We start from the raw sequence: 11418 nt of genomic DNA, 5'->3' as shown, positions 1-11418 counted from the left end.
GGGCGCGTTGCCCTGGCGGGGGTTGGTTCCGCCCACGACGCCGCTTGCCCATGAGCGCTGCCACGCCCACACCGGCCGCGGCGATTCCGCCCAGAACCACGACGCCGCCGATCACGCCGCCCGCGCCGTCGATGCTGACGCCGCCCAGTTCGCTGTTGATGCCGTCCACGGCACCCATGGCGGCGCCTCCCAGTCACTTTCGCGCAGGGCGGGGACCACATTGTTGTTGTAGATCTCTTGCGCCTGGGACTGACTCAGGGGGCCGGATCCTTCCGAAAAAAACCGAGCCTGGCGGGATTCGGTGGCTACGGCCAGGACTGCGTCATTCGTGCCGAAGCCGTTCTCCCGCGCGAACTCCTGGGCCCAGCCGGAAGGATCCGAGGGCTCGGTGAAGCGATCCACCATGACCACGTAGAGGGTGATGTTGTGCTCGTTGGCAACCTCGTTGATGCCATCCTGCAGCTGGGACTCGTTGTTCAACACGTTGGAGGAGTCCACGATGCGAGTCCCGGGATCCACCGGGGCCGGTGGCTCGGCGAACGCCGGCTGGGCCGAGACCGTGAGGGCGATGCACGCGCCCGCGGTCGCAAGGGTCCGACGGAGTGAGCTGGGACGGCTCATGATCCTCATTTCGTTGAGCGACTACCGGGCCAGAGACAACCCGGGGTGCTGAGCACACGAGCGGCCTCTTCGCTGAAAGCCTACGCTGCAGCCCTGTACGCGTCACGTGATCAGAGATCATGGGGAGGACATTCAGGCAGTGTTCACAGAGAACCCAGTCCATTCAGCCACGACTCAGTGCCGGGCAGCATACTGGGCCTCAGAAAAGGCCGGGATTCCACCGGCACACGTTGTGAGGAGCACACATGAACGACCCGCGTGAGCCGCGCCCAGGCAGCGACCCTCAGCGTTCCGTCCCGCAGTACGGTGAGTACACCGGGGGAACCGAGCGCACTCCCAATGGTTATCAGAGCCAGCGCGACGGCGCGTGGGAGAACCAATACACGGAGCCGCTTCCTCAGGCCGGCGATGCGTCCCCTGGTCACTACGGTGGTCCGGGATATGAGCCTTACGGCGGGCACGGTGCGGCCACTGCACAGGCCCCCGCCCGCAAGAAATTCTCCGGGGGAGCCATGATCGCCGGCATGCTGCTGGCGGGGCTGATCGGTGCCGGGGCAGCGGTTGGAACGGACGCTCTCAACGACAACGGTTCCGGGGTGAGCAGCACGGGCAACACGTCTCCGGTGATCGTCAATGACACCGAGTCCGTCAACTCCACCACCGCAGCCACCCAGAAGGCTTCCCCGTCCGTTGTGACGATTTCCGCAACGGGTAACAGCGAACAGGGCAGCGGCTCCGGCGTGATCATCGACGACCAGGGTCACATCGTGACCAACACCCACGTGGTCACCCTGGACGGCACGGCTTCCAACGCGACCATTCAGGTGCAGACCTCGGACGGCTCCGTGCGATCCGCCGAGATCGTGGGCACGGACCCGCAGTCGGATCTGGCCGTGCTCAAGGTGGATCCGCAGGGTCTGACTCCCGCGGAGTTCGGCGATTCGGATCAGCTCAACGTGGGTGACATGGCCATTGCCATCGGCGCGCCGCTGGGGCTGTCCGGAACCGTCACGGACGGCATCGTCTCGACGCTCAACCGGACCATTTCTGTGGCCTCCTCCGCGGCTCCCGATACCCCGAGTGAATCGCAGGAGAGCCCCGGCGGGCCGCAGGACTTCTTCTTCAACTTCCCGGACAACGGCCAGCCAGGCTCGCAGCAGGCGCAGTCCTCCGTGTACTTGAACGTCATCCAGACCGACGCCGCGATCAACCCGGGCAACTCGGGTGGCCCGCTGATCGACGCGGATGGCAAGGTCATCGGCATCAACGTGGCCATTGCCTCCGCGGCGGGATCCTCGTCCAACACCGCTGCGGGCAGCATCGGCGTGGGTTTCTCCATCCCGTCCAACACGGCCAAGCGGGTTGCTCAGGAAATCATCGACAACGGCAAGGCGACCCACGGTTACTTGGGCGCGTCCGTTTCCGCCAATTCGGAAGCTTCCGGCGGTTCCTCGACCCAGTTCTCCAACGGTGCTCTGGTGCGCAGCGTGGAGTCCGGTTCGCCCGCCGACGACGCCGGGTTGCGCGCCGATGACGTGGTCACCGAATTCAACGGCAAGCGCATCGAGGATGCCGATGCTCTGACCGCCACGGTGCGCGAGCTGGCCGCCGGTTCGGAGGCCGAGATGACCTACATCCGCAACGGCAACGAGGAAAAGGCCACCGTCACGGTGTCCGACGCCGCCGAGCAGGGCTGATCACACGCCGTCGGGGAAACCCAACTGGCGCCAGGCCTCGTACATCGCGATCGAGGCGGAATTGGCCAGGTTGAGTGAACGCCGCCCCGGAAGCATGGGGATGCGCACGCGCTCGGTGACGTGTGGGTCGTGCAAAACCTCGTCCGGGAGTCCGGTGGATTCGCGGCCGAAGAGCAGCACATCCCCGTCGCGATAGCTGACATCCGTGTGCCGCACGTCCGAATGGGACGTGAACGCGAAAACTCGAGCGTCGCCGAGTTTCTCCCACGCGTCCTCGATGGTGGGGTGGACGTCCATGACCGCGAGGTCGTGGTAGTCCAACCCCGCCCGGCGCAGGTGAGCGTCACTGAAGTTGAATCCCAGGGGTTCGACCAGGTGCAACCGTGCTCCGGTGCATGCCGCCAGCCGAATGGCGTTACCGGTGTTGCCCGGGATCTCCGGGGTGTGAAAAAGGATGTGCAGCATAGGGGCGATTCTAAAGGCGCCACCGGCGGCACAGGGGACAGCATCGACCCCGGGCCCCGTGGCCTTTGGAGGTGACCGTCACAGCCAGGATGCCGCAACGGATCTAGAATGGCGCGCATGTCCGAACACGTCTACATGGATCACGCCGCCACCACCGACATGCTGCCCGAAGCCCTGGAGGCTTTCACCGAGCAGGTGCGTCGCGGTGGCAATCCGGCGTCCCTGCATTCGGGCGGCCGCGCCGCGCGGATGGCGTTGGAGATCGGACGTGAACAGGTCGCCCTGGGAATGGGCGCGGAGCCCGTGGAGGTCATTCTGACCTCCGGCGGCACCGAGGCCGACAACATGGGAATTCTGGGACTGTACCGCGCTCGCCGTGCGGCCGATCCCGCGCGCACCGTGGTGGTGCTGAGCCCGGTGGAGCATCACGCGGTCACGGAGACGGCACAGTGGCTCGAGAAGCACGAGGGTGCCCAGCTCGAATGGTTGCCCGTGGACGAGAACGGGCGGGTTGCCCCGGAGTCCTTGCGGGAAACTCTGGAGCGCGTGGCTGACCGCGTTGCACTGGTCACCGTCATGTGGGCCAACAACGAGGTGGGCACGGTCCAGCCGATCGCCGAGATCGGTGAGATCTGCGCATCCTTCGACGTTCCCCTGCACGTGGACGCCGTTCAGGCCTTCGGTTCCATTCCCGTGAACGCGCACCTGACCGGGATCAGCACGCTGGCCGTTTCCGCGCACAAGCTCGGCGGACCGGTGGGCGTGGGCGCGTTGTATGCGCCCCGCACCGTGAAGCTCGAACCCTCCAGCTACGGCGGGGGACAGGAACGCGACGTTCGCTCGGGCACCGTCAACGCCGCGGGAGCCGCAGCGTTCGGCGCGGCGGCGGAGTCAGTACTCACCGATCAGCCGCCGAGATCATCCGCCTGGCCGGTCTGCGGGACCGCCTGATCGCTGGGATTCGTCGTGAGGTTCCCGACGCCGTGCTGCGCGGTACCGCTCCCGAGTCACCCGAGCGCGAGGCCGAACACCCCACCCGACTGCCGGGCAACGCCCACTTCACATTCCCCGGGTGCGAGGGGGATTCCATCCTGTTTCTTTTCGACGCCGCTGGGGTGTCAACCTCCACGGGTTCCGCGTGCAACGCGGGAGTTCCACGGCCCTCGCACGTGTTGTTGGCCATGGGAGTGGACGAGCAGACCGCGCGCGGCGCACAGCGATTCTCCCTGGGCCATGGGACCACCGAGGCGGACGTGGACACCGTGATCGCCGCAGTGGCGGAGGTCTACACTCGCGCCAAGGCCGCGGGATTATCCGGGCACGTGCCACCACGGGTTCACGCTGACGATTTCCGACCGCCCCGGGGAATAGATACCCGCCGCGCGCCGTTGATTAAAAGATTTCTGCAAGCTCTATTCATCAAATTTTCTGGAGGCAGTTCCGTGCGGGTTTTGGCAGCGATGAGTGGCGGAGTGGACTCCGCCGTGGCCGCAGCGCGCGCCGTGGAAGCAGGGCACCAGGTCACCGGCGTGCACCTGGCACTCTCGCGGACCCCCGGTACCCTGCGCACCGCGCTCGCGGTTGCTGCACGATCGAGGACTCCCGTGACGCCTGGCGCGCCGCCGAGAAACTCGGCATCCCGTACTACGTGTGGGACTTCTCCGAGCGCTTCCAGGAAGACGTGGTCCAGGACTTCATTTCCGAGTACGCCGCCGGCCGCACCCCCAACCCCTGCATGCGCTGCAACGAGAAGATCAAGTTCGCAGCCCTCCTTGAGAAGGCCCTGGCATTGGGTTTCGATGCCGTCTGCACCGGCCACTACGCCAAGGTCATCGAGGACGAGAACGGCCACAAGGAACTGCACCGCGCCGCCGATTGGGCCAAGGACCAGTCCTACGTGCTGGGCGTGTTGACCGCAGAGCAGCTGGACCACGCGATCTTCCCGCTGGCCGAGACGCCGTCCAAGGCCGAGGTGCGTGCGGAGGCCGAGGCTCGCGGATTGTCGGTCGCCAACAAGCCCGACTCCCATGACATCTGCTTCATTCCGGACGGTGACACCCGTGGCTGGCTAGAGGACCACATGGAGCTCAACCCGGGACGCATCGTGGACTCCGAGGGCGAAGAACTGGGTGAACACCGCGGTGCCCAGGCCTACACCGTGGGCCAGCGCAAGGGACTGCGAATCGGCACTCCCGCGCCGGACGGCAAGCCCCGTTTCGTGCTAGAGATCCGCCCCAAGACCAATGAGGTGGTCGTGGGTCCGGAGGCGCTGTTGGCCATCGACGTGATGGAAGGCATCCGCCCCTCGTGGGCCGGCCTGCCGCCGGTCGAGGTAATGAACATGGCAGAAGACGACGAAACCAGTGAGCGTTTCGACGTGCAGGTCCAGGTGCGTGCCCACGGGGATCCCGCGGATGCCGTGGCATGGCTGACCCGCACTGATGGCGAGGAACGGCTCAACGTGCGACTGCGCGAGGCTCAGCGCGGCGTAGCTCCCGGACAGACCATGGTCGTGTACCAGGCACCCGGGTGCTCGGGCAGGCAACGATCGACGCCGCATACGCGGATCGTGCGACCGCGGTGGCCGGCGCCCACTAAAGTGGCAGCATGACCAGCGCCTCTGATCACTCCACCCCGCCCGTCACCGACCACGCCATCGTGGACCCCCATGCCTCGAGTCTGAGCAAGCAGGCGTCGCAGGAGGCCCTGACCGAGCTGCGGAGCATGCGCGGAACGATCGACAACATCGATGCCGCTCTGGTGCACCTGCTGGCCGAACGCTTCAAGGCCACCCAGCGAGTGGGCGTGCTCAAGGCCAAGAACGACTTCCCGCCGGCCGACCCCGAGCGTGAGAAGGCGCAGATCCAACGGTTACGCGCGCTCGCGGAGGCCGCGCACCTGGATCCGGAGTTCGCGGAGAAGTTCCTCAACTTCATCATCAGCGAGGTCATCCGGCATCACGAGGCCATCTCCGAAGACCACCAGCGCTCCGACGCCTCGTGAGCGCAACTGAGACGCCAACCACCGCGACCGATCCGGCAGCCACCGCCGTGACCGCCACGTTCACCGAACCCCTGCGCGGGACCGACATGGTGGAAACCTTCACCGTGATACGCGGTGAACTGGGCGCACCGCACCTGTCCGTGTTGCCCGTTCTGGGCGATCGCGGACCGCAAGCGGAGCCGTTGGCCCGTACCTGCGCGATGTTGGACTCCCTGTACGCGGATCGGCAACCGCACGGTTGGCGCATCACCTCGGTTCCGGGCAAGGACTCGCGGGCCGCCCGCATCGTGCTGCAGAGCGATGTGAACGTGATGGCGGACGTGATCGGTCACGAGTCGGACGGTGACCGCGGTCCCGTGCTCACCTCGATCGTGGGTCCCATCAGCTTGGCGGCCGGGGTGCACGTGCACAACGCGAAAAATTGCAGTCCGATCACGGTGCCCGGCGCGAGCTACTTCAGTCTTGGTGCTCCGGGGTCGCAGAGTTCATCGGTGACATGGCACGCAATACGGAAGGCCGCGGCGTCGTCGTCCATCTGGACGAAAGCGAGCTGCAGCGCGTGTTGGACGGCACGATTCCCACCGCGAGCGGCTACCGCACCCTGCGTGCCATCGGGCGCCAGGAAGTGCGCAACGCCCTCACCGACGCTGTCGCGGCGTGCTGCGACGCGGGCGCGGCAGAGGTGGCCATCACCACGGGTCGTGCGGAGCTCGGTGGGCGCGTGACGTGGGCGCCGACGCCGCCGTGGTCGACCCGCCGTCCGGTCCCGTCCACGAGTGGGAGCCTTTGGCGGCTCTCGTGGAGACCGGGCAGAAACTGTGGTTCCGCGCGGTGCCCGTGACCGGTCGACCCGCACTTCGTGACGTTGTGGACGCGATTGCGCGGCCATGGAGTGAACTGGGAATGGCCCCGGAGACGCTGCTGGGATCGCGAGTACTGCCCGTCGCTGAGGTCGGCACACTGACCCCGCCGGAGCTTGCCGGAGCCTTGCGAAGGTGCACGGACGTGGCGGGCGCGCTGACGGAAACCTGCAACGAGGGTTGAGAGGCACCGAGGCCGTAGACTTCTCGGCAGAGTAGGACAGCGGTCACCCAAGGTGGCCACGGTAGAAAGTTGAGGGCACACGCCGCACATGAACGCACGTATTTTGGTAGTCGACGACGACGCCGCGTTGGCAGAGATGATCGGCATTGTTCTGTCCTCGGAGGGCTTCGAGCCCATCTTTTGCTACGACGGCTCTGCCGCGGAAGAAACGTTCCGGTCCACCGACCCCGATCTCGTGCTGCTGGACCTCATGCTCCCCGGTATGGACGGTATCCAGGTGTGCCAGACCATTCGGCAGACCTCGGACATTCCCATCGTGATGCTCACTGCCAAGTCGGACACCGCTGATGTGGTGCGCGGCCTCGAGGCGGGCGCGGACGATTACGTTCCCAAGCCCTTCAAACCGGCGGAGCTCGTGGCCCGCGTCAAGGCGCGACTGCGTCCCATCGAACGCGGTGCGACCCAGGAGATCACCCTGGGTGACGTGGTCATCGACGTGACCGGTCACTCCGTGACTCGCGACGGCGAACAGATTTCCTTGACCCCCCTGGAATTCGATCTGCTGACCACCCTGGCCAAATCGCCCAATCAGGTGTTCAGCCGTGACGAGCTGTTGCGCGATGTCTGGGGCTACCCGCACGCGGCGGACAACCGCCTGGTCAACGTGCACGTGCAGCGATTGCGCTCCAAGGTCGAACGTGACCCGGAGAATCCCGAACTGGTCCTGACCGTTCGCGGTATCGGTTACAAGGCCGGGGGCCACTCGCATCGATGACGGCCGATAGCCGGGAGCAGCGCTCCACGCGATTCAATCCCAGGTTGCTGCGACGGCTCCGCCTGGGACGTCGCATCCTGTCCCGGCGCTGGCACCAGTCCCTGCAGTTCCGCGCCATCCTGGTGGCGTTGACCCTGACCCTGCTCGCGTTCTTTGCCACGGGTAGTTTCATGTCCCACCAGATTGCGGACCGGTTGTTCTCCGACCGCCTCAATCAGGTGCTGGCGGAGTCGCGCACGGATATTGCGGATGTGCAAGCCAGTTTCGATGCCTCCGATGCCTCGGACCGCACCGAGGTGCAGGCCCTGATCGACTCCACATGGGTGCCATGAGCATGGACTCGGACGAGGCCGGGCGGCACTGGATCCTGATTCCTTTCGACCGCGGCGCCGGGCAGTCCTTCGTGGGTGTGCAGACCCAGAGCCCGTGGATGACCTCGGCCTCGGTCCCGCAGCAGTTGCAGCAGCGTGTCGCGGACGGGGACGGAACGTACTGGCAGCCCGCCTCTGTGCGCATGCAAGAGGGTGGTGCCGAACAACCGGTCATCGTGATCGGTGACGTGGTTCAGCTCAACCAGAACGCGCGCTACGGGTTGTTCTTCGTCTATGACTTCGCGGATCCCCAGGTCACCCTGAACTCCATCCACGCGGTGCTACTGCTGTCCATGTTGGCGTTGTTGCTGCTGGTGGGAACCATCGTCTGGTACGTGACCCGTGAAGTGGTCCGCCCCGTGTCCAGTACCGCCAGGGTTTCGGAGCAGCTCTCCGAAGGCGATCTGGACGTGCGCATGGAAGTCCGAGGCTCCAACGAGGTGGCCAGGTTGAGTCGATCCTTCAACCGCATGGCCGACAATCTGCAGGAGCAGATCACCCAGCTCGAGCAATTGTCCACCATGCAACAGACGTTCGTCTCGGACGTGTCCCACGAGCTGCGCACGCCGCTGACCACCGTAAAGATGGCGGCGGAAGTGCTGTTCAACGCTCGTGAGGAGTTCGACCCCGTCAACCGTCGCTCGGCAGAGCTGCTGCACCACCAGGTGGACCGCTTCGACTCGATGCTGTCCGACCTGTTGGAGATCTCGCGCTTCGACGCAGGCGCGGCCAGGTTGGACATCGCCTCAACGGACATCTTCTCCGTCATCTACGACGTGGTCGAGGCCGCGGGGCCCCTGGTGCTCAAGTGCGGCTCCACGCTCACCGTGCGCTCGCAGCTGACTCGCTGCGTGGCGCAAATGGACCAGCGACGGATCGACCGGATCATCAGGAACCTGGTGTCCAACGCCCTGGAACACGGTGACGGCAAACCCGTGGAAATTTATGTGGCTTCCAACGAGAACGCCGTGGCCGTGGCGGTGCGCGACTACGGGATCGGCATGGAGGAAGAACAAACCACCAAGGTGTTCAACCGATTCTGGCGCGCGGACCCCGCTCGCGCTCGAACGGTGGGTGGCACCGGTCTTGGGCTCTCGATCGCCCAGGAGGACACGCGCCTGCACCGCGGTCAACTGGACGTGTGGGCGCGCCCGGGGGAGGGCGCGTGCTTCCGACTCACGCTGCCCTGATTCGTACCCAACCGTTGGACCCGGAACTGCCCAATCCGCTGCCCATGCCCCCGGCTCCCGTGCTGGCAGAATCCACGGCGCACGTGACCGACACCGGATCGCTCGCGCTCACCACGCAACTGGACCCGTATGCGAGCCCTACGGGATCGCAGCCCGTGCTCTTCACGGATGAGCAAGTCACCGAGGGGAGCAGCGAATTTGACTCGACAGACGCTCCGGCAGCAGAAGGTGGGTCCACCGCGGTGTCCGCTGATCAGCCAGGAACGGGGAACGCATGAGACGTGACGTGAGCGAGCAGCGACCACGGCGGCGTCGGCAATGGGCGGCCGCCTGCGCCTGGCTGGTGCTCTGGCACTGACCAGCTGCGGGGCCATGCCGCGATCCGGGCCCGTCCACAAGGTGGTCGAACCCACCACCGAGGCCGAAGAACAGCCCACGCAGTATTCGCCGGCCACGCCCCAGATGGGCGCCAGCGCGCAGGAGATCGTGGAAGGGTTCCTCGCCGCCGGAGTCGGTGCGCAGGACGATTACGCCGTGGCGCGGCAGTACCTGACACCCCAGTTGGCCAACACCTGGAAGCCGGACGCTCGAGTGCTGGTGCACTCCGGCGAACCCAGCACGGTGCCGCGCCTCAACGACGGCGAGTACCGGACCAGCTTGGAAGTCAGCGCCGAACGCGCCGCCAACGGTGTGCTGGAGCAGCAGCCCGAGGGGACCACACGGGTTCTGGACTTCTCGCTCACGTCCGTGGACGGTCAGTGGCGGATTTCCGACGCCCCGGACGGGGTGATCATTCCCTACGGTGACTTCACCGAGATCTTCAAGGCGTACACCCTGTACTTCTTCGACGACGAGTTCGGTCGTTTGGTGCCCGATCCCCGGTGGTTCGCTGAGCGCTCCACGGTGCCCACGGCCATGGTCCGAGAGCTTCTAGCGGGCCCGGCACCGCACCTGGACGGCGCGGTGACATCCGCGATTCCCGCGGGAGCCGGCCTGGCGCGGTCCGCGGTGCCCGTGTCGGACACGACCGCGTCCGTGGAACTGAATCTGGGTCAGTTCGACCCGGCCGATGTCGAATTGGGCAAACGGATCGAACAACAGCTCGAAGCCTCCCTGCAATCGGTGCCCGCGGTGGACGGTGTGGAACTGACGGTGAACGGGGCACCCGTGGAGACCTCCGGGAGCGACATGGACGATCCGGTGCGTGAAGTGACCGTTCCCAACCGCCAGATCGGGGTGTCCCACAACCAGCTCGCGTTCTACCAGGGCGGCCAGACCGAGGTGATCAATGATGTCCCGCTGCCGGAGAACTCGCGCATCGTGCGGCCCGGCATGGACCAGGCGATGGAACATTTCGGCTGGATCGATGACAGCAGCGGCACTCTGTACACCGCGGTGCAAGGGGAGTCGCCGGTGCAGCGTTGGACGGGACCGGAACTCACCCGCCCCAGCTTCGACATCCAGGGTTGGGTGTGGGGCTCGGGCACGGATGGTGTGGTGCACGCGGCCCGCACCGATTCCGAGGACGATTCCCTGACGGTGTCCGCGCAGTGGTTGGACGACCAGAGCATTGCCGGGTTGAGGATTTCTCGCGAAGGCAACCGGGCGCTCATCGTCACCACGGATCAGGAGGGCGAAACCTCGGACGTGTGGTTGGCGGGCATCGTGCGCGACGACTCCGGCCGACCCACGGAACTCAAGCAGGGCAACCTGGTGGCCGCGGATGTGGACGTGGACACGGTGCAGTGGATCACCGGCACCAATTTTGTCACCACGGCTCTCGGCAAGAACGACAATTCCCAGCCGCACGAGTACAGCGTGTCCGGTACACACGATGCCCTCCCGTCACTGGTGGGGGTCACCTCGCTGGCCGGTGGCAACGGGGCCTCCGGGATCTACGGGGCTGCGGACGGCAACCTTTACATGCTCACCGGCAGCTCGTGGGCCCAACAGAGCGACAACGTGACGGACACAGCCTTCGCGGGGTGACCGCACTCCACATCGAGCGTTTCCCCTGGTGTCGTAGTCCCAACGAGAGTTGGGTGGTGGCATGACCAGGAATCCTTCTCGCCCCACCCGTGCCCTGGACAGAGCCGGTGCCGCCCTGTGGAACTGGGCCGCGGCGGCGTCGGACGTGGTGCTGCCCGTGAGTTGCGCGGTCTGCGAGGCGCCGGGGGACACGCTGTGCCGTGGCTGTCGGTTGATGTTGCGCCGCTCCACGGTGCGTCCCGGCCGAGTGGCTGCCCCGCGTG

Annotated in this window: 8 protein-coding genes and 4 pseudogenes; 10 read left to right on the top strand and 2 right to left on the bottom strand. The window is 66.0% G+C overall.

What is annotated here, in order from left to right:
- Window positions 1–111 precede the first annotated feature (111 nt).
- Complete coding sequence (locus YO9_RS0114320) at window positions 112–621, bottom strand: TPM domain-containing protein (protein ID WP_031273397.1); 510 nt, start codon at window positions 619–621, stop codon at window positions 112–114.
- A gap of 245 nt (window positions 622–866) precedes the next feature.
- On the opposite strand from YO9_RS0114320, the gene YO9_RS0114315 reads away from it, so the two are divergent.
- Window positions 867–2318 carry a S1C family serine protease gene (locus tag YO9_RS0114315; protein WP_016998107.1) on the top strand — a complete coding sequence of 484 codons (1452 nt, stop codon included), beginning with the start codon at window positions 867–869 and terminating at the stop codon, window positions 2316–2318.
- On the opposite strand, the gene YO9_RS0114310 is transcribed toward YO9_RS0114315, so the two are convergent.
- Complete coding sequence (locus YO9_RS0114310) at window positions 2319–2783, bottom strand: tRNA (cytidine(34)-2'-O)-methyltransferase (RefSeq protein ID WP_016998106.1); 465 nt, start codon at window positions 2781–2783, stop codon at window positions 2319–2321. It abuts the gene before it with no gap.
- Window positions 2784–2891: 108 nt separating this feature from the next.
- Between YO9_RS0114310 and YO9_RS0114305 the strand changes: the two are divergent.
- The 9 genes and pseudogenes from YO9_RS0114305 to YO9_RS18910 all read left to right on the top strand — a co-directional run.
- A pseudogene (locus YO9_RS0114305) lies at window positions 2892–4111 on the top strand (cysteine desulfurase family protein); the annotation flags it as partial.
- 114 nt (window positions 4112–4225) lie between these two features.
- Window positions 4226–5381: pseudogene (gene mnmA / locus YO9_RS0114300) on the top strand (tRNA 2-thiouridine(34) synthase MnmA).
- Between the two features lie 9 nt (window positions 5382–5390).
- Window positions 5391–5786 carry a chorismate mutase gene (locus YO9_RS0114295; protein WP_016998105.1) on the top strand — a complete coding sequence of 132 codons (396 nt, stop codon included), beginning with the start codon at window positions 5391–5393 and terminating at the stop codon, window positions 5784–5786.
- Complete coding sequence (locus YO9_RS18920) at window positions 5783–6511, top strand: hypothetical protein (RefSeq protein WP_223286623.1); 729 nt, start codon at window positions 5783–5785, stop codon at window positions 6509–6511. Before YO9_RS0114295 ends, YO9_RS18920 begins: the two co-directional genes overlap by 4 nt.
- A 1-nt stretch (window position 6512) precedes the next feature.
- Window positions 6513–6830, top strand: a complete 318-nt coding sequence (locus YO9_RS18915) for a hypothetical protein (protein WP_223286622.1) — start codon at window positions 6513–6515, stop codon at window positions 6828–6830.
- Between the two features lie 88 nt (window positions 6831–6918).
- Complete coding sequence (mtrA, locus tag YO9_RS0114285) at window positions 6919–7605, top strand: MtrAB system response regulator MtrA (RefSeq protein WP_016998104.1); 687 nt, start codon at window positions 6919–6921, stop codon at window positions 7603–7605.
- A gap of 74 nt (window positions 7606–7679) precedes the next feature.
- Window positions 7680–9444, top strand: a pseudogene (gene mtrB, locus YO9_RS0114280) (MtrAB system histidine kinase MtrB).
- A 40-nt stretch (window positions 9445–9484) separates the two neighbouring features.
- Window positions 9485–11155: an LpqB family beta-propeller domain-containing protein gene (locus YO9_RS0114275; RefSeq protein WP_016998102.1), complete on the top strand. Its 1671-nt coding sequence runs from the start codon at window positions 9485–9487 to the stop codon at window positions 11153–11155.
- 61 nt (window positions 11156–11216) lie between these two features.
- Window positions 11217–11418: pseudogene (locus tag YO9_RS18910) on the top strand (hypothetical protein); the annotation flags it as partial.

Source organism: Kocuria atrinae C3-8, assembly GCF_000286355.1.
GTDB lineage: Bacteria > Actinomycetota > Actinomycetes > Actinomycetales > Micrococcaceae > Kocuria > Kocuria atrinae_A.
This window is presented reverse-complemented; position numbering and strand designations above follow the sequence as displayed.